Here is a 22538-nt window from a genome sequence, read left to right on the forward strand (position 1 = left end):
TACTATGCTTGAAAGGAAATAGCCATGGAGATTATTAATAAACAAACCTTATTCGAAAGGTATGGTAAGGAAAGAAAAGGAAACAAATGGGCGATTATAGCAATTGCCTCTATTCCCTTGATCATGACTTTAGGAAACTCAATGCTTATTCCAATCTTACCTTTAATGGAAAAGCAGCTACATATATCAAAACTTCAATCAAGTTTAATCATTACGGTGTACTCGATTGTTGCAATTTTTTTAATACCAATAGCTGGATTCCTATCGGATAAATATGGGAGAAAAAAAGTCATCATTCCCTCGCTAATTACCGCGGGGATTGGTGGAATACTATCTGGTTGGGCATCATGGCAGCTTGACTCAGCATTTACTTGGATAATCATCGGTCGGATTCTTCAAGGAATTGGTGCTGCTGGAGCATTTCCTATCGTCATACCTCTAGTAGGTGATATTTACAAAAGAGAAGAAGATGTTAGTTCATCACTTGGCATTATAGAAACTTCTAATACTTTTGGAAAAGTTTTAAGCCCTATTCTTGGATCCTTAATTGCTGGAGTGATTTGGTTCTTGCCATTTTTCGCAATCCCTATTTTTTGTCTTATTTCATTAATATTAATAATTGTTTGTGTAAAGAAGCCAAAAGATGATAATCACCAGCTGTCCTTCGGAAGATTTGTAAAGAATACTAAAAAGATCTTTTCAGAACATTGGAAATGGTTATTGGCAGTATTTATTATTGGTGCGATCATTATGTTTATTTTGTTTGGTATTCTTTTTTATTTGTCGTCCATTCTTGAAGATAAATATGGATATGATGGAGTGAAAAAAGGGTTTTTACTTGCAATACCTCTTGCTACTTTGTGTATTGCATCTTTCGTGGCTGGAAAAATAATAAAAGATAGTTTAAAAAAGATGAAATGGATTACTTTTTTTGGAATGGTATTAACAGGAGTTAGTGTTGCTGCAACAATGTTTTCAGAACGGTTTATATATTTAATCATTGTGATTTTATTTTGCGGAATCGGAATTGGTGCCTCCCTTCCTTGCTTAGATGCAATATTAACACAGAGTATTGATAAGGAGATGAGGGGAACAATTACGTCTATTTTTAGCGCTATGCGCTTTGCAGGTGTAGCCGCCGGCCCTCCCATCATTGCCATCTTAATGAAAGGAAAAATTTTAGACATGATTATATTATTGACTACCCTTAGTGTCATTGCAGCACTTTTAGCATTTAAAGCAATAAAACCTGGGAATGAGAAAAAAGTAATTGAAATGGAGCCTGCATTAGATTAAATGGTAAAAGTTGTATATAATTTATGTAATACTATACTAAGGAGTGTTGTAAATGGCAGTCAATGTTTATATGAATTTCAATGGTAATTGTCGTGAAGCTGTAGAATATTACGCCCAAATATTTAACTTAGGAACCCCTGAAATTATGACTTTCGGAGAACAACCTTCCCATCCTGATTATCCGCTTCAAGAGGAAATGAAGAATTTAGTTTTACACTCACGTCTTAATATTTTTGACAGCGATGTCATGTTTTCCGACACGATGCCTGGGATGCCTTTTACCGTAGGCAACAACATCACCTTAGCGATTGTTAGTGACAAATTGGAAGAAATGAAAACCGCATTCAAAAAATTGGGTGAGGATGGGGAAGTTAAAATGGAGCTTCAAGAAACTTTTTTTAGTAAGTGCTACGGTCAATTAATAGATAAATTTGGAGTTTATTGGCAGTTCAGCTACGATAATGAAGGTTAAGAACAAAATTACAAGAGCCATTTCATCGACGTGTTTGCACACTATACGTGGATTCTTTCATCTGTCGCAGCGGCATTAGCTAACGTTCAAATCCAGAATTCTGATGAAATAAATGAAAGTATATGAAAAGTAGAAGGCGAAAGAAAGATAAAAAAAGATTATGTCCTTTTTCGGACACGCAGTAACGTCGCAACTCCTTTCTAACCTGTATCCTAAGGTTCTGATACAACAAAATTAGCTCTCTGACTATTTGTTTTGTGTTTTTGCCCTATGGCAAATGGCAACTGAACCTAGCCGACTAAAGTTTAGTTTGAAAAACATTATTTTTTGATCTTGAAATATTGGATATGGGAAGATAAATTGACATCCCATATCCTTTCTTATTTAAACCAACCCTTCCGTTTAAACAAAACAAACATTCCAAATCCTAATATTACCATCACAAGAAGAGTTCCAAAATAGCCGTACTTCCATTTCAATTCCGGCATATTCACAAAATTCATCCCATAAATACCCGCAATAAAAGTTAATGGCATAAAAATAGTTGTAATAAGCGTGAGCACTTGCATAATACGATTTGTTTGATGGGCATTTAAGGATAAGTAACTATCTCTAATGTCCGTTGTTAGTTCACGATTTTCTTCAATCATTTCTGATAGTTTGACTAAGTGATTGTGGATATCGGAGAAATATTCCATTTTCGGACGAAATTCTTTTAAGCGTTCAGAATTTATTATTCGATAAACAAGATCTCTCATCGGCGATATTACATGCCGAATTGATAGTAAATCATGTCTTGTATCATAAAGATCTTGTAGAAGCAAACGCATTGGTCTTCGGTTAGAATTTTCATCAATATCATTTAATACGTCCTCAATTTTTTCAACAATAGGAAAATAATTATCAACGATTTCATCAAGAACATGATATAAAACCTGAATCGGATCCCAATGTTCCATAGTCGATGCATTGATGATACGATCCCACACTTTATCTATTTCTGTTGATCTTTCTAAATGAAAAGTTACTATATAGTTTTCACCTAAGAAAAAATTAACTTCTTCTCTTCTAAGGCTTTCGTCCTTTATTGCTTGAGCGACAAAAAAGAAGTGTTCATCATAATAATCTAACTTAGGCCTTTGAATATCGTTAATACAGTCTTCAATTGCTAAAGGGTGAAAACGTAAAGGATTTTTTAATAATTTTAATTCCTCTTCGGTTGGTTGATCAAAATCTACCCAATACCATAGGAAATCTCCACTAAGCAACTCATTGATACCTATATTAAGTTGGTACTCATGATTTTTATTTATAGCAAATGTTTTAATCATCGTTTCTCCCATCCCACTTACAATCCTTTATTAGTATATTAACCGTTTTTTCTATGCCACACACTTTTTAGGGTTTGATACAGTTTAAATAGTCTTTAATTCTACTCCAACAAATTGGATAGCAAAATCAGCAAAAAAAATTTAATACAGCTTACGAATTATTCATGCCATGCAGAAGAGCTGATTCTTTTTTAATGATGTTCCCGAAATGCCCTTGGATGGGTATGGGTCAGAGGAGATGTTGCAAAGCATTGCAACGGAATGTTGAAATTTAATGTGATTTAAGATGGTCACGTTCCTGATTTTCGCCTATAATTTTTTTGCCAGATGGATGCTAGATTCTTTTATAAAGAATTGAAAAGCAAATTACTGCTCAAAAGGTCTTTTACATTTTTGAATTAAATTAGAAAACCGCTGAAAGAAAATGATATATTGTTAATAGACAGTGAGAAGTACAGAAGCTATTGTTAATATGATAGCTACCATCCAACAAGATATGACAATTTTTTAATTTAATATCTTTTATAGTTGCTATTCTCAATCTCACATGCTAATATCATAATCGACACTATATTTAGTAGTTTGATAGAAAACTTAATACTATATATTGAATTCCAACGAGTGAAGGTGCCCATTCAGGGCTTAAAAGGGAATCCGGTGAAAGACCGGAACTGTCCCCGCAACTGTAAATGCGTACGAACGGGATTACCACTGTATTGATTTGCTTCATGGCTTCAATACGGGAAGGACCCTATTAGGATGATGCATAAGTCAGGAGACCTGCCTTACTTGTCTGAGTTTCTATTCTTCGGGGATTGGGAAGATGAAACGATAGTGAAAATACGTTTCTTCCCTTTCCCTATCGTTTGATCCACTCCTTTCCTGGAGTGGATTTTTTATTTTTATAAAAGAAAGGTGAATTATATGACCACAATATCGAAAGAACAAGGAAACCGTTCATTAGTATTTGATAAAAACCGACTGGAAGATTTTATTAAACGTGTTACTTCAATTAATTCAAAGGAATTCAACGAGAAAATCATAAGAAGCATAGAAGCAAAAGATGAATATAAAGCGGAGCATATTACCTCCCTTCTTATCAAAACAGCCTTGGAAAATGTTGATGAGGCAAGCACACAATGGACTTTTGATGCTGCAAAAATTTACCTTCAAAGCCTTTATAAAAAGGCAAGTGTAAATCGTTCATATGATAAGGAACTAAAATACGGTGATTTTTATGGTCTTTTAAAATCACTTGCTGGCAAGGGTATTTACTCCCCAAATATATTAAAAAAATATAGTAGAGAAGAAATTAAAGAGTTATCAAAATTAATAGATCCAGATCTTGACTTACTATTTGATTATATTGGCTTGCATACATTGGCAACAAGGTATCTTGCAACAGATCATGATAAAAATACATACGAGCTTCCACAAGAACGGTGGCTAGTAATTGCAATGCATCTTATGCAAGACGAACCGGCAGAACAACGTTCGCATCTTGTTGCTGAAAGCTATTGGGCTCTATCTAATTTATATATGACCGTGGCAACTCCTACACTTGCGAATGCGGGACTTGCTCACGGACAGTTATCGAGCTGCTTTATCGATACAGTTGATGATTCTTTAATGGGTATTTATAACAGTAATACAGATGTAGCAAGGCTCTCCAAAGATGGCGGCGGAATCGGCGTTTATATGGGAAAAGTAAGAAGTCGTGGCAGTTCCATAAAAGGATTTAAGGGTGCGTCATCTGGTTGTATTCCATGGATTAAACAATTAAATAATACAGCTGTCAGTGTTGACCAACTTGGGCGAAGAAAAGGCGCTATTGCAGTTTATTTAGATGTTTGGCATGCTGATATCCTATCCTTCTTGGATTTGAAGTTAAACAACGGTGATGAAAGACAAAGAGCACATGATATTTTTACAGGAGTATGTTTACCGGACGTATTCATGGAACAAGTGGAAAGACGCGGAGATTGGTACTTATTTGACCCACATGAAGTAAAAAACGTAATGGGTTATGCACTTGAAGATTTTTATGATGAGAAAAAAGGACAAGGTTCTTTCAGAGAAAAATATGAAGAATGTGTCCAAAATAATCATTTAAATAAAACAAAAATCCCAGCAATAAAAATCATGGCAAGGATAATGAAATCTCAGTTAGAAACTGGGACGCCATTTATGTTCTATCGTGATGAAGTAAATAGAAAAAACCCAAATAAACACGTAGGAATCATATATTCAAGTAATTTGTGTACAGAAATAATGCAAAATATGTCCCCCACTATTCAATATGAAGAAACTGTAGAAGGAGACACAATTATCAGCTATAAAAAAGCAGGTGATTTTGTTGTTTGTAACCTTTCTTCTATAAACTTAGGAAAAGCTGTGCCTGAGGACGCCTTAGAACGTTTAATCCCTATTCAAATAAGAATGCTCGACAATGTAATAGACCTAAATACAATCGATGTAAAGCAAGCAACCATAACAAATAAGAAATATAGAGCGATCGGATTAGGTACTTTTGGTTGGCACCACCTATTGGCACTAAAAAAGATTAAATGGGAATCCCAAGATGCGGTAAAATTTGCAGATAAACTATATGAACGTATATCCTTCTTAACAATTAAAGCGAGTCTAGAATTAGCAAAAGAAAAAGGTTCATATTCAAAATTTGCAGGCAGTGATTGGCAAACAGGAGATTATTTTATACAGCGTGGATATCTTGAGGGTGAAAATGCGGATAATTGGAAGGCATTAATGAAAGAGGTAGCTGAACACGGTATGAGAAACGGTTATTTAATGGCAGTTGCTCCTAATTCTAGCACTTCTGTTATCGCTGGATCCACTGCTAGCATAGATCCTATTTTTAAAACGTTTTATCATGAGGAAAAGAAAGATTATAAACTGCCTGTCGTTGCTCCAGATTTGGATCACAACACTTATGATATTTATCGACGTTCTGCCTATATCGTAGACCAGCGTTGGTCAATCTTACAAAATGCTGCAAGACAACGTCACATCGATCAATCAATTTCATTTAATTTTTATGTACCAAATCATATTAAAGCTCAGGTGATGCTAGATTTACATTTACAAGCATGGGATTCCGGTTTAAAAACAACATACTACGTTCGATCCACAGCTTCGGATATTGAGGAATGTGTGTGGTGCGAGTCTTAATTTGTTATGCAAGTTTTAGTGGCAATACGAAAGAAACAGCAGAATTAATTGCAGAAACCTTGCTAAAAGAGAAATGTAACATTGAACTTTATAGGATTGGGACTGGGAAGATTCCAGATCCCTCCCTTTTTGATGTAATGATGATCGGTTCCTTTACATGGGCTAAAGGTTCAACCCCTAATGATGTGAAGGACTTCGTATACGAAGTAGGCTACAAGCCTCCTAATGTTTTTGTTTTCGGTACTGGTGATACACAATTTGGCGGTGATTATTTATTTTGTAAAGCAGCAGAAAAACTTGCGAAATTCTATCATTCATCGTACGAACCATTAAAAATAGAACAAAGTCCAAGAGGATCTCAAGAAACAAAAGTGATTGCTTGGACGAAAGGAGTTATGAAACATTGTCAACATTACTTGATAGAGTAGTTATATTAGAACCCATGCATCCTAACAAATCAACCGCACTTTTTGGTGGAAAAGCAAGTGGTATACTAAATTGGAATGATCTTGCTTATCCTCATTTTTACAATCATCGCGAACAAATTCGTGCACTTTTTTGGCGTGCAAGTGAAGTGGATATGTCTGCGGATATTAAACAGTTCCCAAATCTATCTGATGAGGAACGAAACGCTTTTTTAAAAATCATTGGACTACTAGCAACACTAGATGGACCACAAACAGATATAGCTGCGAGAATATCACATTTCTCAACTGATCCATCCGTGAAATCTATAATGGCTACGATCGCTGACCAAGAAAGCGAACATAACCATAGCTATGCATATGTACTCTCATCTGTAACTAATTTGATTGAACAAAATGAATCCTTTGAAACTGGTCGTAAAGACGAGATTCTATTAAAACGTAACGAACGCATTATGGAAGTTTACAATGAATTCGCTGATACTCCAACCATATTAAATGTTTTGAAAGCAATGGTTTATACGTCCCTTCTGGAAGGTCTATTCTTCTATTCAGGATTTGCTTTCTTTTATAATCTTGCTAGAAACCAAAAAATGGTCGGGACATCGACAATGATCTCCTATATTAATCGAGATGAGCTCCAGCATGGACGTTTTATCAGTGATTTATTCCGAGCTACTCTTGCTGAAAATCAGGAATACAATACGAAAGAATTCACTGATTGGGTGTATGATCAATTTAGACATTCAGTAGAGCAAGAAACCATTTGGAGTAAGTATGTTCTTGGTGGAATTGATGGAATTGATTTAGTCGAAATGGAAGGTTATATAAAATATCGCGCCAATAAAATGCTTAGACTTCTTGGATTAAGTGATATATACGAAGATTATACACATAACCCAATGAAATGGATTCGTGCATATGTAGATAATTTTGATGATACTAAAACTGATTTCTTTGAACAAAAATCACGTCAATATACAAAAACAAGCGATCTTAATGGATTTGATGAGTTGTAATATTTACAGTAGATGTACCTGTCCTTAAAATTAAAATGTTGTGTACTAATAACTTTTCACCGGACAGGTCAGCTGCTACCGCGAATAGATAAATCTACTATAAAAAATGTGATTACCTATTTATTTTAAACACGAAAAAACTGCCCCTTGAGGCAGTTTTTGTTTGTGAACTTATTATAGTTTAACAACGTTTTCTGCTTGTGGTCCACGTTGTCCTTCAACGATTTCAAATTCAACTTGTTGACCTTCGTCAAGAGTTTTGTAACCCTCTCCTTGAATAGCGCTGAAGTGAACGAATACGTCGTTTCCGCCTTCAACTTCGATGAAGCCGAATCCTTTTTCACTGTTAAACCATTTTACTGTACCTGTTGCCATGCGTAAAAACCTCCAAAAATTTTTTAATATGTTACTCATATTTACGGTGTAAATAAAAATTCACATATTATAAGCAATACCCACAATTAGGAGTAGATATTCATTATAACATGTGAATTTAACTCCATACATATTCATTACTATCAAACATTTCTAGGTAATACAGGATAAATCGAAATGATCTTACATAATTCAAAACAACGAAAGCCCTTCCTCTCTCCCGTCCTTACGGCTCCAAAACCGTTCCAGTGAGATTTGTATTAGCAAACAATAGTTAATATACTTAACCATTGGAGAAAAAGGATTCTATATCTATTTTTTAGATATTTTTACTATAACTACTAATAAGTTTAAACTTATCATACATGAGTTATATGTAAAAAGCAAGAAAATGGGCAAAATCTTTTTTCGTCTTTTTTCGTCAAAAAGTCCGATGGCTCTAGGCTTTTCTCGACATTTTTTATACTCATGTTTTTCAAAAACAAGAATTGACTGTAACTATTTTACCCATTTAATTTAGCTTTATTCATTAAAAAGAATTTAGAATAAATTATTAATTATATTAAGCCTCTTTTTTAGTAGCCCTTTTACGTTTAGTAGGTTGTTTAGCAGCTGGCTTTGTTCGATCAATTGAAGCCTGTAATGCGGCCATTAAATCTGTCATTGGGGCTGTAGGCTCTTTTTCTTTAACTGTTACAAGTTCCTTTCCATTGCGTTTGGCCTCTATTAATTGCAAAACTTTATTTCTATATTCGTCTTCGTAATTTTCAGGTTGAAAAGTAGTCGTTAATTGATCTATTAATAATATTGCTGTATCAATTTCCTTCTTAGATACTTGATCACCTGTAGGAACATTCGGTACATCTGAAGATTTTCTGACTTCATCTGGGTAATGAATCGTTTCCATTACGAGAGTATCCTTATATACTCGAATAACGGCCAATTGTTCTTTTGACCGTATCATTATTTTAGCGATTCCAACTTTTTCTGATAAAGTCAATGCTTTCCGTAGTAGTCCATATGCTTTGACGCCTCCTCCATCTGGAGACATATAGTAGCTTCGGTTAAAGTAAATCGGATCAATTTCATTTAATTTAATAAAATCAATCATTTCAACTGCCTTTTCCCCACTTGCATTGGTAAGCTCTTGCAATTCGTCATCTTCCACAATTACAAATTGTCCTTTTGACACTTCATAACCTTTTACAATTTCTTTAATATCCAGTTCTTTTTCACAAGCTGGGCAGATTTTTTCATATTTTATTGGAGTATGGCATTTTTCATGGAGTGAACGGAATTTTACATCCTTATCTTCTATGGCAGCATGGAGCTTAATAGGAATATTTACAAGGCCAAAACTAATGCTTCCCTTCCACATCGTATGCATAATCTCACCTCATTTTCTTTCACTATAGTTTTTACTAATGAAAAAAATACATTCGCATAGAATACATGATGTGAGATTAATTTTTAATGAGGTGCAAACTTATGAAACCTATGCTTCCGACTCTAAGTTTTCAATCTCCAATACAAGGTGATTGGCTATATGAAATAAAATATGATGGTTTTCGTGGTATCTTAGAATGGACAAAAGAAGATAGCTTTTTGTGGAGTAGAAATGGAAAAGATTTAATGACTCAATTTCCGGAGTTGAAAAAATTTTTGAATAATAAGCAAGAAGAAGCTTCAGATTTACTTCCTCTGATTTTTGATGGGGAAATTACTATATTGGAAAATGAGAATAAAGCAAATTTTGGACAGCTCCAAATACGAGGAAGGATGAAAACAAAACAGAAAATAGAAGTGGCCTCATTGACAAGACCATGTAAATATTTAGTTTTTGATATTTTAACTAAAAATGGAGAATCTACAGAAAATTTAATATATACAAAAAGAAAAGAATTACTATTATCTATTTGTAAGAAACTTGATTTCTCTTTAATTCCAACTGTTGGAGAGGGAGCAATTATTCAATTTGTTCCTTCCATATCCGATTTTCATTCTATTTCTGAGGTAATGAAAAATTCAATGAGTGAAGGAATTGTTGCTAAGAAATCAAATAGTAAGTGGGAATCCGGTAAAAGAACAACTACATGGACAAAAATTAAAAATTGGAAAACAGTCAGTTGTTTTCTAACAGCATTTGATCAAAGCAATGGCTTTTTTTATGTTGGTGTATATAAGAATAATGGGGAAATCTACTCATTAGGCAATTTTATTAATGGATTAGATTCTGAAACTAAATCGGCTCTAAGGGAAGCAATTGTCAGAAACTCTCATGATAAAAATGGCGATATTTTTTTTCTCCATCCCAGCATCTGTATCGACTTGTTTTTTCTTGAATGGAATGGTGAGCAACAACTAAGAGAGCCATTTTTCAAAGAAATTCGATTTGATCTTCATCCAGATGATTGTACATATGAACAATTTTTAATTGCTGATGCTGCTTTTCCTGATGAGATTGTTATAACTCACCCTGATAAAATATTATGGCAACGTGATTCAGTTACAAAATTGGATTTTTTACGCTACTTAAGAAAAAGTTCATCCTTGATACTGCCATTTTTAAAAAACCGTGCATTAACAGTTATTCGTGCTCCACATGGTGAATTTGGAGAAACATTTTATCAAAAAAATCGACCCGATTCTGCTCCTGACTTTGTAAAGTCTTATTTACACGAATCTAACGAGATGATTGTATGTAACGACCTTAAGACACTTATGTGGTTAGGCAACCAGCTAGCTATTGAATACCATATTCCTTTCCAAACAATCAATAGTATGTTTGTAAGTGAAGTCGTTTTTGATTTGGATCCTCCATCTCGTGACGATTTTCATTTAGCAATCAAAGCATCACAAATTCTGAAAAAAATTCTTGATTCTTTTTCTCTTATAGCATTTGTAAAACTATCAGGGAACAAAGGGATGCAAGTATATATACCACTTCCAAATGAAACATTTACTTGGGATGAGACTCGGGTTTTCACAGAATTTATTGCACAGTTTATGATCAATTATGATCCGGAGTCCTTTACAATTGAGAGATTAAAAAAGAATCGTGGAGGTAAACTCTACTTCGATTACATACAGCATGGTGAAGGTAAAACAATTGTGGCACCATATTCTGTTCGAAACCATTCAAATGGACTTGTAGCTGCGCCGATTTTTTGGCATGAAATTGATAATAATCTTAATCCTGCTGATTTTACAATCAAACATGTTAGCCAAAGGATTACCTTAAATGGCGATCCTTTTTCAGCATTTTTTGCCTGTAAAGAAAAACAACCATTTGCTAAAGCTTTACAAATGATCAATGAAGGCAGATTAATTTAATTATAGTAAAAAAATTGCCAAACATAATGCCCGCTCATAATCTTTAATATTAGAATCCAAAATGACCATTGGAGTAGAGGAAGAAAAAAGCTTTTGTAGCCTAAGAGGCATTATTCCTTGGGAGACAGTCAGTATTTTTCTTCCGTTTTTTTTGACTACACAATGATACACTTTTTTTTGAATTTGATAACGATCTTTACCATTATTTGCCCAAAATTCCTTTTTATCAATTTTAGAAGCGATAAATACTAAGCTTTGATCATGGGAAAATACTTTAATAGCCTGCTTATCAATATGAATGGTCCATAATAAGTTTTTCTCATGGTCCATGGTTCGGAATATTCGCCCAGAATATTTTATTAATTTCTTTTCTTTACCTTTTACTTCCATTGCGGAATAACGACAAAGACCATTTCCAGTATATAACTTCCAATTATACGTAGAAACAGGTGTTGGCATTATCATAAATAGTGTAGAGCTTTGCTGATTTAATATTCGAGGACTAGGCAGAGAATTGCTTTTATATGTAAAATATAAATATTTAAGAAAAAAATATACTATAAGAATCAACACAAAAATCCCCGCACCGATTGCAGGGAAAAATTGTGTTATTTTAATACTAGGTAAAATCACGATGATAAACACAATCGTGCATAGTATTGTTTGGTGACTATATAAACGGGACATTCCTGTATAATAATCTTTTATATTCATGTGGCTCCCCCTGCTCTGCCGTGTGAAATCATTATATGACACGGAGGACAAGGATATGCTAGTCTTATACAGTCTTTAAAAACTGAATGGTGAACGGAATTTTATAAGCTTGCCCATCAAAAGCTTTGATTGCTCCAATAATAGTAAAAATGGTCATAAGCAAACCAATGATAGGCAAAAGAAGAAATCCAATTAAAACGATACAAAGTATTCCTGCAATGATTAAATAAATAGTATAGGATATTAAAAAGTTCAAATATTCTCTTCCGTGGAAATCGACAAGAGACGATTCATCCTTCTTTAAAAGCCAAATAATCAATGGGCCAATGAACGTGGAAAAAAAACTAGTTACATAAATTGCAGTTGCAAAAATTCTTTCATTTTGATCTCCCATATATTTCTCTCCCTCTTTATTGTTTCAATAAAATATACGTAATGAAATGAAAAAAGTTTCATAGAGTATTTATTTTTTTGATTAATACCTGTAGATGTTTCTTAGTGCTATCAACGAAAAATAAGCTTAATTTTTATTATAAGAAAATGCTGTCAAAATTAGTAGAAAATCGTCACTAATTAGATGCAATTTACTATTTTCAAATAGTGTTTTTTTTTGTATGATGTCATTAGAAATCAAAAACAAAATATAACTCATAATTGAGGGAAGGCAAATGGTGCGCCACCTATCCTTAGTAAGGAAGGTTCTAGTGGGTTCGATTCCCACCCCGAAATTTTTTATGCAATTTTAAAAAATTTCGAGGGTAGGAACGATAATACGGGACTGCCCTATTGGAGGGGTTCAATTGCTCAAAAAGCGAGAATTAAATGGGCATGAATGTCATGTATTATTTGAACTGATGACGCACCCGGATGTCTTCCCTTTTGTACGCCAAAAAGCTCATTCTTTTGAAGAATTTATGTTTTTAACTAAGCAAACGATTGAAGCGGAAGAACGAGGAGAATTAATTTCAAGAACTATTCTTGACGAATGGGAAAATCCAATCGGGACCATTAGTTTATATGATATTAAAGACCAAGCAGGATTCTTAGGAACTTGGATTGGGAAGCCGTATCACGGCAAAGGTTATAACAATCTGGCAAAAGGAGCATTTTTCCAAGAAGCATTTTTTGAAAAAGGGATAGCTACCATATATATGAGAATACGTCAAAAAAATGTTCGTTCTAGAAAAGCTGCTGAAAAGTTACCTTATACTGTAAAAGCAAATGATACACGACCATCTATTTTTCAACAATTAAATAAAGATGAATATATTTATGATTTATATGAGATACCAAAAGATTTATTTACAATGAATTATATTAGACAGTCTTCGGAACAATCTGAATTACAGCCACTTGAAGCATAACAGTTGGATAATCACAACCAACTGTTTTTTTGTGCTATAATAGATTTTATTATTTTTGCATTGGGGTTTATATATGAGGCAGACATTTACAATTAGAGATAAAATTAAGCAATTATGGACTATATTTATTCCTATACTAATCACTCAACTAGCAATGTTTTCAATGAGTTTTTTCGATATTATGATGACAGGTAAATATTCAGCCGATCATTTAGCTGGAGTAGCCGTTGGTTCATCCTACTGGGTACCTATTAATACTGGACTAAGTGGAATTTTATTATCTGTTACTCCTATTGTTGCCCATTTAATTGGAGCCAACAAAAAAGAAAAAGTGCCTTTTTCAGTTTTGCAAGGCGTTTATGCAGGAATAGCAATGGCTCTTTTCATTATCGTCATTGGCTTTTTTGTTTTAAATCCATTGTTGAATGGAATGAACCTGGATAATGAAGTGCGGAAAGTCGCAAAATATTATTTAATTTCACTTAGCTTTGGAATTGTTCCTTTGTTTGTATACAACGTTTTAAGATCTTTTATTGATGCGTTAGGTAAAACAAGAGTTACAATGATTGTTACATTGTCATCTCTACCAATTAATGTAACACTTAACTATATTTTGATTTTTGGAAAACTTGGATTCCCTGAATTGGGAGGAATTGGGGCAGGAATCGCTTCAGCTATTACTTATTGGATCATTACATTTATTGCTGTTTGGATCATTCATAGAAAGAAACCATTTATTGATTATAAAATTTTTCATTCTTTCCCTACAATCTCTTTTAATAAATGGAAAGAAATCTTCTCTCTTGGTGTTCCTATTGGTTTATCCATTTTTATCGAAACAAGTATTTTTTCTGCGGTCACATTATTCATGAGTGACTTTGGAACAAAAGTAATCGCCGCCCATCAGGCTGCATTAAATTTTTCATCGTTCATTTATATGATCCCACTTAGCATTTCTATGGCACTGACCATCTTGGTTGGTTTTGAATCAGGTGCCAAAAGAAATAAAGATGCAAGGCTCTATAGCTACCTCGGCATTGGTGGAGGAATAATTCTTTCCTTAATCACAGGGACACTTCTATTTATTTTCAGGGGAAATATCGCGTTTTTATATAGCAATGATTTGGATGTTGTTGATTTGATCACAAAGTTTCTACTTTTTGGAGTGTTTTTCCAATTGTCAGATGCAATTCTTGCTCCAATTCAAGGAGCACTTCGAGGATATAAAGATGTAAATGTAACATTTATAATGGCATTAATTTCTTTTTGGGTAATCGGACTTCCATTGGGCTATGTGTTAGCAACAATTACAGAATTAGGTCCTTTCGGATATTGGCTTGGATTAATTGCAGGTTTGGCTATTGGTGCTATGACACTTTCTTCCCGCTTGATATATGTTCAAAGAAAGCAAATCCGAATACAAAAAAGCGAACTTGCGTAACTTAAGAACTAGGTTACGAGTTCGCTTTTCTACTTGTATATTTTCTTATTTTCCAATGAATTGTTGTGTCCAGTAGTTACCGTTAGCAACATATCCAACACCGATATGTGTGTAGCTGCTATTTAAGATGTTTGCACGGTGACCTTCACTATTCATCCAAGCTTTTACAACTTCTTGTGGAGTTTGTTGTCCCATTGCAATGTTTTCACCGGCAGAACGATATGTGATGCCAAATTTCTTCATCATATCAAATGGTGATCCATATGTTGGGCTTGTATGGTCGAAATAGTGATTTGCAGACATATCTCTAGATTTTTCTCTTGCTACTTTGCTTAATTCGATATCCACTTTAAGCGGAGCAAGACCGTTTTTAGCTCTTTCTTGGTTTGTCAAATCAACCACTTGCTGTTCAAAAGCGTTTAATTGGGAACTTGCTTGCGTTGCGGGTTTTGCTTGTTGTTGTGCAGGCTTCTGAACTGGTTGCTGCTGTACTGGCTTTTGTACTTTTTGAGTTGGTTGTTGCACTGGCTTTTGTGCTGGTTGAGCTGGAACTGGTTGTTTTTGAGTATTACTTGGTGGTGCTTGTTGATAATTAAAAAATTGGTTTAAATCTATATTATATTGGTTCAAAATTTTGTACCAATCTTGTGAATCTGATAAATTAACTTGATAGTAAACTACTTTTGTATTTACAGGTTGTAATCCTGCTGCATTTGCTTTACCGGTAGTAAATGGTGCTGCAATTAGTGCTGCCGCTGCAACAGTTGAAAGGACTATTTTTTTCATTTATTTTTTCCTCCCTTAATCTCTCATTTCGTTTTGCATAATTATATTAACATATGATTTTATGTAATATTTATGGAAGGAAATTCCTATTAGACTATTTAAATGATAATGTTAATCCTTTTCAATCATATTATTCTTACAACCTAATATTCTAGCATCTTTTCTCTAAATTTTTATCATGGCTTTCATTAGTTCTTTTGCCATTCTTATTCAACTTTTACCATAAACTACAAGAAAGTTCATATTGACAACTTTTTAAAAATCTCATTTTATTACTAATATTACAATCAAGTTTCAATTATTTCATACTTCGTAAAGCGTAATCTTCTTATATAAGCAAATAATGTTTACTAATTTTGTCAATAATATAAATAAAAATTACTTAGGAGGACTTTATGAGCACTCGATACTGCTGTCCTAATTGTAAAACAAATCGTTCCCGATTTAATATTATTGAACAAAACGTTTATCCAGTCAGATTAGATCCGCAGACAGGAGAAACGATTGAACGGTATGAGAGCGCATCAGATGCAGGGCCCTTTCACACCATTTATAACGGACCTGAAAGAAGAGTTCAATGTGGTTCCTGCGGTTTAATTGAAGATGAAAGGACTTTTATCAAATTTGCTGAAAGATAATTTTCCTTCATTAAATAAGTTTTAAAGAAAGGGATATATAAAGGACTCCGCTTATTAAAAAACGGAGTCCTTCTTTTATTTTTCTTTAGATATTACTTCAATAGCTTTTTTTACTTGCGAATCGTTCTTTTGAATGTGTTCAGTTAGACTATTCATTAATTTAACTGTTGTTTCGCCAGTTAAAATACCATTTTCTTTCAACTTTTCATCTTTTTGAAATGTCTTAACAGCTTTTTCCGTATCAGTATCATAAAAACCATCAATTTTACCTGGTTTATACCCTAATACTTTTAACATTTCTTCAGCTGATTTTACTTCACCAGATGCTGATGAAAGCTTTAATTCTTTATCTGGATCGATATAAGATAAATTTGCGTATTCAGGTAAGGATACTTTATAGTCGGGCTCTATTCCTTTTTTATGGATCCAGTTGCCGTCAGGCGTCAACCATTTCGCCATCGTATATTTTACATTAGAGCCGTCCTCAAAATTATCAGCAGTCTGAACTGTTCCCTTTCCAAACGATTTGTCCCCAATTAAAGGAATGCCAACTGTTTCACTAACAGCTCCTGCTAAAATTTCTGATGCGCTAGCACTCCCCTTATCGATTAATACAACAGTTGGAACATTTATTTTCTTGCCACCTTTGGCAACCGTTTTTTCAATAGTGCCATCACGATACTCAACTTGAACTATATTTTTTCCTTCAGGAACAAAAAGGTTGGCTATTCCGATTGCCTGATCTAAAAGCCCACCAGGATTCCTTCTTAAATCGATAATAAGAGATTTCATTCCTTTATCTTCCATTTCCTTCAAAGCAGTAGTTAAATCGTCATACGTATGCTTTGAGAAAGTGGTAATTTGGATTTTAGCCACTCCATTTTCTAGCATTTCAGGATAAACCGTATTAATTGGAATTTCATCTCTTGTAATTGTCATTTTAATGATTTCATGATTATCAGGTCGTTGTATACCTAAGGTTACCTTAGTTCCTTTTTCACCCCTAATTAGAAGAACAGCTTCATTTGCAGACATACCTTGAATATTTTTATCATCCACTGTGATAATTTTATCGTTTGGTTTTAATCCTGCTTTTTCGGCGGGTGATCCTTTAATCGGGGAAACCACGACAATTTCTCCATTTAATTCTTGAATTTCTGCACCAATACCTTGAAAAGATGCAGAGATACTTTCTTGGAACTTTTCATTTTCCTCTTTTGTCATATAATCGGAATAAGGGTCATCAAGAGCTTTTACCATTCCAGCGATTGCACCGTCTATTAACTTTTTATGATCTACTTTTTCATAGTACTTCTCATCCAGCATATCATAAGCTTCATATAATTTACTGAATTCTTTTCTTTCTGGTATTGCTACACTAACGGCTTTTTCATCGCCAAACGAAAGTGCTATTAATGTTATACCAGCAGTTGAGAATACTAATAGGAAAATGAGCATTATAAATTTGAATTTTTTCATTCTTATATAACTATTTTCCTCGGAGTGACCCTCTAGCTTTTTTTCTTCTTCCATCTAAATCACCACTTTCATTTCAGCAGCTGAAACTAGCATAACTTGCTTTTTATTAATTGTATTGTAATTTCTTTATTTTATCAGCTTTTTTTACAATATTAAAGCCACATTAGTAGGTGGCCTAAAAAAGCCAAGCATTCTCTATGCCAGTGCATACTTTGAGAAGCTTGGCCTTCTAGTGATTTATATTTTGCGGACTTCTTTAAAAAACTCTTCAAGTGTCCAATTGTTTTTATACATTATTTGAGCATTCTTTTCTCCAACATATCGAAAATGCCATGGTTCAAACTGATAACCAGTTATGCCTTCCTTATCTTTGGGATAGCGAAGGATAAAACCAAAATGATGAGCATTTTCTTTTAGCCATTTTCCTTCCTTTGTTTCACCAAAATTATCGGTTAATAAATATTGTACACTTTCACTTGAAATATCCATAGCTAGTCCAGTTTGATGTTCGCTTTTTCCAGGAATAGCTACAGCTTGCATTGCTTGATCTTTACCAACTCGCTCAATTTCATTGTTTAAAATAGCTACTTGTCTATTATAGGAACGATATCCTGATACAGCAAAAAGGTAAATATTTGAATTTTCTGCAGCTGCAAACATTTTCTCTAGTGCTACAGCTGCTTCCTTTCGCAAATAACTTTTTTCTATATCTTGTTCTCCAAAGGAAAATTGAACATTAGGTTTCACTAAATCTTCCGGTATATACGTGCCAGGTAAAGCAAACTCTTTATTGACTAATGCTAAAACATTATCAGCATTAACAATCTCTTTCACCCCATTGACCTCTTTGATTGAATTAAAATGGGCGGCTTCAAGGGCAAATAATTCTTCATTCGATTGGTTGCTTCCGTAATTTTCTTTCGTTTGTTCATTCCGTTCTACAAGTTGTGGATTCTGTTCAGCTTTTTCTTCCGGCTTTTCATTTATAAACGGAATTTTTACTGAACAGCCTGAAAGGAGAGCAGCAGCAGTTAGTGTAATGATTATTTTTTTCATAATTACCCACATTTCTATTTTCTTATAACTTTTATGATTCTTTAATAGCCGCTTCCAAAGCTACTTCAATCATATCATTGAACGTCGTTTGTCTTTCTTCTGCAGAAGTTACTTCACCTGTTATTATATGATCGCTGACAGTGAGTACGGATAGAGCCTTTCTACCGAATTTTGCAGCAAGTGTATATAAAGCGGATGTTTCCATCTCGAGGGCAAGGACACCATATTGAGCCCATTTTTCATGTTCTGCATTATCGTTATAAAACATATCAGCTGTAAACACGTTACCTACTTTGACATGAAGACCTTTTTCTACTGCTCCATCATACGCATTTTTAAGAAGATCGAATGAAGCAGTTGGCGCATAATCGATACCGTTAAATATGAGTCGATTCATTTGTGAGTCAGTAGATGCAGTCATAGCTAGAATAACATCACGAACCTTTACATCTTTTTGGATAGCTCCACAAGTGCCCACTCTTATTAGGTTTTGAACATTATAACTTTGCATCAATTCGTTGATGTAAATGGATATAGAAGGAACTCCCATTCCAGTACCTTGAACTGATATTCTTTTACCCTTATATTCGCCTGTGAAACCAAACATATTTCGAACTTCATTGTAACAAACCGCATTTTCAAGGAATGTCTCAGCTATGTATTTTGCACGTAATGGATCACCTGGTAATAAAACTGTTTCAGCAATTTCACCTTGCTTTGCAGCGATATGAATACTCAAGAAAATCCCTCCTAATTTTTTTGTGTATAGCGTAAGCAGCCATCAACTGTGTAACTTCTTGTCCTTTTAATTGCATAATCTCATCAACTTGCCCTGACTAATGGTTTCCATTATCACTTGAATAATGTCGAAAGAAGAATGTCGACTAATATATCCATATTAAGAATCAATATAAACTTGTCTACTTTTTGCTACCTGTACAACAAAGAACAAGATGCTTACGTATTTCTATTTACCATTCTAATTCTTTCAATCCTTCCTTGCAAATTTTGTAGAAAGAAAATCGTGAAATGTAGAATTTTTGCCATTAAAAATACGCCAGTGATTTGGCGTTAATTGTAGAAAAGTATATGGCTATTCATCCCATTCTTCAATAATACATTTGGAAATTAAATAGTCAAAAGTGATATCAGCTAATTCTTCTGATTCAAGCTCCGTAGGTACATAACCTCTTTTTATTAGCTCACGATAGAAAAATTCAGCAATTTCCTCTGTATCAATGAACACCTCTGTTTCACGCATACCCTTCTCTCCCTTTCCGAATTTTCTATCTTGACTTATTTTTTTCTGATTCTAAATATAATTCCCAAGCATAATCAAACAGAGCCAATGTTGGTAAATAATCTCCATTTAGCTCTAAATAAGCACTTAATTCATAATAATCTTCAGAATGCTTAGGGAAACTGTGATCTTTATATGCTTCGTTTGCAAATTTGCTAATGTCATCTCTTAAATGCGGTTGTCTATATTTCATTAGGAAATGATAAAAGGATTTATTCATATGATGTTAATCCGCCTTTCTTTAACCACTCTTTGTAACAAATATAGCGGATTGGACAATATTCGTAAATGGATTTATTAGTTTACTTTGTATCAATGTATGCTTTAACCTAACTTTCATTCGAAATTTTTAGCCCCCTTTTTCAATAAGGGGGCTATTTATTATACCCAACAAGCGCCAATAATAATTAAAAGGATAAACAATACAACTATTAGCGCAAAACCATTTCCTCCTACGAATCCGCCTCCATAGCCACACCCACCGTATATCGGATAAGTAGGGCAGCAGCCATCGTAACCGTATCCACCGTAATACATATCATTCACTCCTCAATTCTTTAATATCTTCGTTCCTATATTATGTATGTGAGATATGGGCTGTTTGTGCGTTAGCCCATATAGTCAACAAAAGCCCGCAATACATGTCTAACTTATAAAAAAAATAAATGCATCCAAATGATTGGATGCATAACAAATGATTATTTTAAAAATTTCTAAGTAAAACCTTAAAAAAATAACTTCTCATACTCTTCATAGCCTTCTTTTTTCAAGTCCTCTTTCGGAACAAAGCGAAGCGCTGCAGAGTTGATACAGTATCGAAGATGTAAAGGTCCTGGTCCATCCGGAAAAACGTGTCCCAAATGAGAACCTGCCGTCTTACTCCTAACTTCCGTTCGTATCATTCCGTGGCTAAAATCTTCTTTTTCTAGAACTTCAGTGTCCTCTATAGGTTTTGTAAAGCTTGGCCAACCACATCCTGCATCATATTGGTCCCTTGAACAAAAAAGTGGTTTTCCAGATACAATATCAACATAAATTCCTTCAGCTTCGTTATTCCAATACTCATTATCGAACGGAGGTTCTGTCCCATTGTTCTGTGTTACATGATATTGCATCGGTGTGAGTTTATTTCTAAGTTCATCCTTATACACTTTAATTCCCCCAATGCTTATTAATAAAATGTTTCCTCCCAGACCCTAACTGATAGGCTTCATACCGTGCTGGATTTTTGCGATAAAAAGATTGATGATACTCTTCTGCAGGATAAAAAGTTTGAGCAGGTTCAATGGGAACAACAATTGGGCGAGAAAACCTACCGCTTTTTTCTAACTCCATTTTTGATTGTTCAGCAAGTTGTTTTTGCTTATCCGAATGATAAAATATGGCAGTACGATAGGATTCTCCTCGATCATAAAATTGCCCATTAGGGTCCGTAGGATCTATCTGCATCCAAAAAATATCGAGTAAACGCTTATATGGAAATATTTCCGGATTAAAAGTAATTTGTACTGCTTCCGTATGTCCGGTTAGTCCCGTACATACTTCCTCATAAGTAGGATTCTCTGTTTTCCCTCCGGTATAACCAGAAACAACTTTTTCAATTCCTGGAAGCTCGTCAAACGGCTTCACCATACACCAAAAACAACCACCTGCAAACGTAGCTACTTCATTTTGTATAGTTTTTTCCATAACCAACCTCCTTTCTTTATATTAATGAACAGGCACAAACATTTTCATAGCAATTCGATCATCTACTAAATTAAATTCCTCAATCCTTACTTGAATGCCACTTTTCAATTTCATTTGCTGAAGTGAAACATATATTTGTTTGTCATTTGGTTGTATGATAACCCAGTCCGGCAACTTGTAAGCATCGCTAATAAACTTTAGGATATACGTAACGGGAAGTTTAACATCCCCAAGCGATAAAGATTTTTGTTTTAGGATTAAATCACCGTTTTCTAATGCGATAGGCTCGAAAGTCATCTTTAAAAACATGCTTTCGGAAAAAACTTGAACCTCTCCATAAAGTTCAACTTCATCAGTCAACAATACACGGTAATGAATTGGACCGTCCAAACCTTCCTTCTCAATGTAATGATTAATCAGTTCATTGAGGTCCTGTTTTTGTGTGCGTATTAAAAATTCTGACATATTCGCTGTCGAGACAGTTGTTTCAGGGGCAGGTTCTTGATCGCCCGCTAGAAAAAACAATATTCCTATTCCTAGCAGAACAAGTATATTAAATGATAATAAAGCGATGAAAAGTAGTTTCCAAATGTTCTTATTCTTCATTCTATACCTTCCCAGTAGCTCTTTG

24 protein-coding genes and 1 riboswitch are annotated in these 22538 nt (G+C 34.2%); of the genes, 9 read left to right on the forward strand and 15 right to left on the reverse strand.

What is annotated here, in order from left to right:
• Positions 1-24: 24 nt before the first annotated feature.
• Together MT489_RS03805 and MT489_RS03810 are read left to right on the forward strand one after the other, a co-directional pair.
• Positions 25-1296, forward strand: a complete 1272-nt coding sequence (locus tag MT489_RS03805; protein WP_244680165.1) for an MFS transporter — start codon at positions 25-27, stop codon at positions 1294-1296.
• A gap of 52 nt (positions 1297-1348) precedes the next feature.
• Positions 1349-1768 carry a VOC family protein gene (locus MT489_RS03810; RefSeq protein WP_244680166.1) on the forward strand — a complete coding sequence of 140 codons (420 nt, stop codon included), beginning with the start codon at positions 1349-1351 and terminating at the stop codon, positions 1766-1768.
• A gap of 380 nt (positions 1769-2148) precedes the next feature.
• On the opposite strand, the gene corA is transcribed toward MT489_RS03810, so the two are convergent.
• A complete protein-coding gene (gene corA / locus MT489_RS03815; RefSeq protein WP_244680167.1) occupies positions 2149-3099 on the reverse strand; it encodes a magnesium/cobalt transporter CorA in 951 nt (316 codons plus the stop codon).
• Between the two features lie 607 nt (positions 3100-3706).
• Positions 3707-3901, forward strand: a riboswitch (cobalamin riboswitch).
• A gap of 122 nt (positions 3902-4023) precedes the next feature.
• Here corA and MT489_RS03820 point away from each other — a divergent pair.
• The 3 genes from MT489_RS03820 to MT489_RS03830 are packed head-to-tail and all read left to right on the forward strand — an operon-like array spanning position 4024 to position 7732.
• Positions 4024-6288, forward strand: coding sequence for a ribonucleoside-diphosphate reductase subunit alpha (locus tag MT489_RS03820; RefSeq protein WP_244680168.1), 2265 nt, complete (start codon positions 4024-4026; stop codon positions 6286-6288).
• Complete coding sequence (locus tag MT489_RS03825; RefSeq protein ID WP_244680169.1) at positions 6267-6716, forward strand: flavodoxin; 450 nt, start codon at positions 6267-6269, stop codon at positions 6714-6716. Before MT489_RS03820 ends, MT489_RS03825 begins: the two co-directional genes overlap by 22 nt.
• A 14-nt stretch (positions 6717-6730) precedes the next feature.
• Complete coding sequence (locus MT489_RS03830; protein WP_244680627.1) at positions 6731-7732, forward strand: ribonucleotide-diphosphate reductase subunit beta; 1002 nt, start codon at positions 6731-6733, stop codon at positions 7730-7732.
• Positions 7733-7906: 174 nt separating this feature from the next.
• Here MT489_RS03830 and MT489_RS03835 read toward each other — a convergent pair whose 3' ends face one another.
• On the reverse strand, positions 7907-8107 hold the full coding sequence (locus tag MT489_RS03835) for a cold-shock protein (RefSeq protein WP_144919921.1): 201 nt from the start codon (positions 8105-8107) through the stop codon (positions 7907-7909).
• 562 nt (positions 8108-8669) lie between these two features.
• The gene (gene ku, locus MT489_RS03840; protein WP_244680170.1) at positions 8670-9494 is read right to left on the reverse strand and encodes a non-homologous end joining protein Ku; all 825 of its coding nucleotides are present in this window, start codon (positions 9492-9494) and stop codon (positions 8670-8672) included.
• Positions 9495-9595: 101 nt separating this feature from the next.
• Here ku and MT489_RS03845 point away from each other — a divergent pair, with 101 nt between their 5' ends.
• Positions 9596-11440 carry a DNA ligase D gene (locus MT489_RS03845; RefSeq protein ID WP_244680171.1) on the forward strand — a complete coding sequence of 615 codons (1845 nt, stop codon included), beginning with the start codon at positions 9596-9598 and terminating at the stop codon, positions 11438-11440.
• Here MT489_RS03845 and MT489_RS03850 read toward each other — a convergent pair whose 3' ends face one another.
• Both MT489_RS03850 and MT489_RS03855 read right to left on the reverse strand, forming a co-directional pair.
• On the reverse strand, positions 11441-12154 hold the full coding sequence (locus MT489_RS03850; RefSeq protein ID WP_244680172.1) for a hypothetical protein: 714 nt from the start codon (positions 12152-12154) through the stop codon (positions 11441-11443).
• Positions 12155-12218: 64 nt separating this feature from the next.
• Positions 12219-12548 (reverse strand): DUF4870 domain-containing protein, encoded by a 330-nt coding sequence (locus MT489_RS03855; protein ID WP_244680173.1) that lies wholly within the window; start codon positions 12546-12548, stop codon positions 12219-12221.
• Between the two features lie 406 nt (positions 12549-12954).
• Between MT489_RS03855 and MT489_RS03860 the strand changes: the two genes are divergently transcribed.
• Positions 12955-13518, forward strand: coding sequence for a GNAT family N-acetyltransferase (locus tag MT489_RS03860; protein ID WP_244680174.1), 564 nt, complete (start codon positions 12955-12957; stop codon positions 13516-13518).
• A gap of 73 nt (positions 13519-13591) precedes the next feature.
• Positions 13592-14959, forward strand: a complete 1368-nt coding sequence (locus tag MT489_RS03865) for an MATE family efflux transporter (RefSeq protein WP_244680175.1) — start codon at positions 13592-13594, stop codon at positions 14957-14959.
• A gap of 45 nt (positions 14960-15004) precedes the next feature.
• Here the strand turns inward: MT489_RS03865 and MT489_RS03870 are convergent, their stop codons facing one another.
• Positions 15005-15745, reverse strand: coding sequence for a CAP domain-containing protein (locus MT489_RS03870; RefSeq protein ID WP_244680176.1), 741 nt, complete (start codon positions 15743-15745; stop codon positions 15005-15007).
• A gap of 395 nt (positions 15746-16140) precedes the next feature.
• Between MT489_RS03870 and MT489_RS03875 the strand changes: the two genes are divergently transcribed.
• Positions 16141-16383, forward strand: coding sequence for a DNA alkylation repair protein (locus MT489_RS03875; protein ID WP_244680177.1), 243 nt, complete (start codon positions 16141-16143; stop codon positions 16381-16383).
• Between the two features lie 75 nt (positions 16384-16458).
• On the opposite strand, the gene MT489_RS03880 is transcribed toward MT489_RS03875, so the two are convergent.
• From MT489_RS03880 to MT489_RS03920, 9 genes are all read right to left on the reverse strand, one after another.
• Positions 16459-17916 carry a lmo1851 family serine protease gene (locus MT489_RS03880; protein ID WP_280518474.1) on the reverse strand — a complete coding sequence of 486 codons (1458 nt, stop codon included), beginning with the start codon at positions 17914-17916 and terminating at the stop codon, positions 16459-16461.
• A 183-nt stretch (positions 17917-18099) separates the two neighbouring features.
• On the reverse strand, positions 18100-18918 hold the full coding sequence (locus MT489_RS03885; protein WP_244680178.1) for a D-alanyl-D-alanine carboxypeptidase family protein: 819 nt from the start codon (positions 18916-18918) through the stop codon (positions 18100-18102).
• Positions 18919-18949: 31 nt separating this feature from the next.
• Positions 18950-19657, reverse strand: coding sequence for a purine-nucleoside phosphorylase (deoD, locus tag MT489_RS03890; protein WP_244680179.1), 708 nt, complete (start codon positions 19655-19657; stop codon positions 18950-18952).
• A 354-nt stretch (positions 19658-20011) separates the two neighbouring features.
• On the reverse strand, positions 20012-20179 hold the full coding sequence (locus MT489_RS03895) for a YozD family protein (RefSeq protein ID WP_244680180.1): 168 nt from the start codon (positions 20177-20179) through the stop codon (positions 20012-20014).
• A 25-nt stretch (positions 20180-20204) separates the two neighbouring features.
• Complete coding sequence (locus MT489_RS03900) at positions 20205-20438, reverse strand: YozE family protein (protein ID WP_244680181.1); 234 nt, start codon at positions 20436-20438, stop codon at positions 20205-20207.
• A gap of 161 nt (positions 20439-20599) precedes the next feature.
• Positions 20600-20755 carry a YjcZ family sporulation protein gene (locus MT489_RS03905; RefSeq protein WP_280518475.1) on the reverse strand — a complete coding sequence of 52 codons (156 nt, stop codon included), beginning with the start codon at positions 20753-20755 and terminating at the stop codon, positions 20600-20602.
• A gap of 188 nt (positions 20756-20943) precedes the next feature.
• Entirely contained in the window at positions 20944-21333 is a 390-nt protein-coding gene (gene msrB / locus MT489_RS03910; protein WP_244680630.1) for a peptide-methionine (R)-S-oxide reductase MsrB, read from the reverse strand.
• 37 nt (positions 21334-21370) lie between these two features.
• The gene (gene msrA / locus MT489_RS03915; RefSeq protein ID WP_244680182.1) at positions 21371-21907 is read right to left on the reverse strand and encodes a peptide-methionine (S)-S-oxide reductase MsrA; all 537 of its coding nucleotides are present in this window, start codon (positions 21905-21907) and stop codon (positions 21371-21373) included.
• Between the two features lie 21 nt (positions 21908-21928).
• A complete protein-coding gene (locus MT489_RS03920; RefSeq protein ID WP_244680183.1) occupies positions 21929-22513 on the reverse strand; it encodes a YpmS family protein in 585 nt (194 codons plus the stop codon).
• Between the last annotated feature and the right edge of the window lie 25 nt (positions 22514-22538).

Origin of the sequence: Lederbergia wuyishanensis, assembly GCF_022900255.1 — a bacterium.
In the GTDB taxonomy this organism is placed as follows: Bacteria; Bacillota; Bacilli; order Bacillales; family Bacillaceae_C; genus Lederbergia; species Lederbergia wuyishanensis.

Coding starts and splice junctions, on each gene's coding strand:
- MT489_RS03805 (WP_244680165.1), top strand. CDS start 25: ATGGAGATTATTAATAAACAAACCTTATTCGAAAGGTATGGTAAGGAA.
- MT489_RS03810 (WP_244680166.1), top strand. CDS start 1,349: ATGGCAGTCAATGTTTATATGAATTTCAATGGTAATTGTCGTGAAGCT.
- corA (WP_244680167.1), bottom strand. CDS start 3,099: ATGATTAAAACATTTGCTATAAATAAAAATCATGAGTACCAACTTAAT.
- MT489_RS03820 (WP_244680168.1), top strand. CDS start 4,024: ATGACCACAATATCGAAAGAACAAGGAAACCGTTCATTAGTATTTGAT.
- MT489_RS03825 (WP_244680169.1), top strand. CDS start 6,267: ATGTGTGTGGTGCGAGTCTTAATTTGTTATGCAAGTTTTAGTGGCAAT.
- MT489_RS03830 (WP_244680627.1), top strand. CDS start 6,731: ATGCATCCTAACAAATCAACCGCACTTTTTGGTGGAAAAGCAAGTGGT.
- MT489_RS03835 (WP_144919921.1), bottom strand. CDS start 8,107: ATGGCAACAGGTACAGTAAAATGGTTTAACAGTGAAAAAGGATTCGGC.
- ku (WP_244680170.1), bottom strand. CDS start 9,494: ATGCATACGATGTGGAAGGGAAGCATTAGTTTTGGCCTTGTAAATATT.
- MT489_RS03845 (WP_244680171.1), top strand. CDS start 9,596: ATGAAACCTATGCTTCCGACTCTAAGTTTTCAATCTCCAATACAAGGT.
- MT489_RS03850 (WP_244680172.1), bottom strand. CDS start 12,154: ATGAATATAAAAGATTATTATACAGGAATGTCCCGTTTATATAGTCAC.
- MT489_RS03855 (WP_244680173.1), bottom strand. CDS start 12,548: ATGGGAGATCAAAATGAAAGAATTTTTGCAACTGCAATTTATGTAACT.
- MT489_RS03865 (WP_244680175.1), top strand. CDS start 13,592: ATGAGGCAGACATTTACAATTAGAGATAAAATTAAGCAATTATGGACT.
- MT489_RS03870 (WP_244680176.1), bottom strand. CDS start 15,745: ATGAAAAAAATAGTCCTTTCAACTGTTGCAGCGGCAGCACTAATTGCA.
- MT489_RS03875 (WP_244680177.1), top strand. CDS start 16,141: ATGAGCACTCGATACTGCTGTCCTAATTGTAAAACAAATCGTTCCCGA.
- MT489_RS03880 (WP_280518474.1), bottom strand. CDS start 17,916: ATGGAAGAAGAAAAAAAGCTAGAGGGTCACTCCGAGGAAAATAGTTAT.
- MT489_RS03885 (WP_244680178.1), bottom strand. CDS start 18,918: ATGAAAAAAATAATCATTACACTAACTGCTGCTGCTCTCCTTTCAGGC.
- MT489_RS03895 (WP_244680180.1), bottom strand. CDS start 20,179: ATGCGTGAAACAGAGGTGTTCATTGATACAGAGGAAATTGCTGAATTT.
- MT489_RS03900 (WP_244680181.1), bottom strand. CDS start 20,438: ATGAATAAATCCTTTTATCATTTCCTAATGAAATATAGACAACCGCAT.
- MT489_RS03905 (WP_280518475.1), bottom strand. CDS start 20,755: ATGTATTACGGTGGATACGGTTACGATGGCTGCTGCCCTACTTATCCG.
- msrB (WP_244680630.1), bottom strand. CDS start 21,333: ATGCAATATCATGTAACACAGAACAATGGGACAGAACCTCCGTTCGAT.
- msrA (WP_244680182.1), bottom strand. CDS start 21,907: ATGGAAAAAACTATACAAAATGAAGTAGCTACGTTTGCAGGTGGTTGT.
- MT489_RS03920 (WP_244680183.1), bottom strand. CDS start 22,513: ATGAAGAATAAGAACATTTGGAAACTACTTTTCATCGCTTTATTATCA.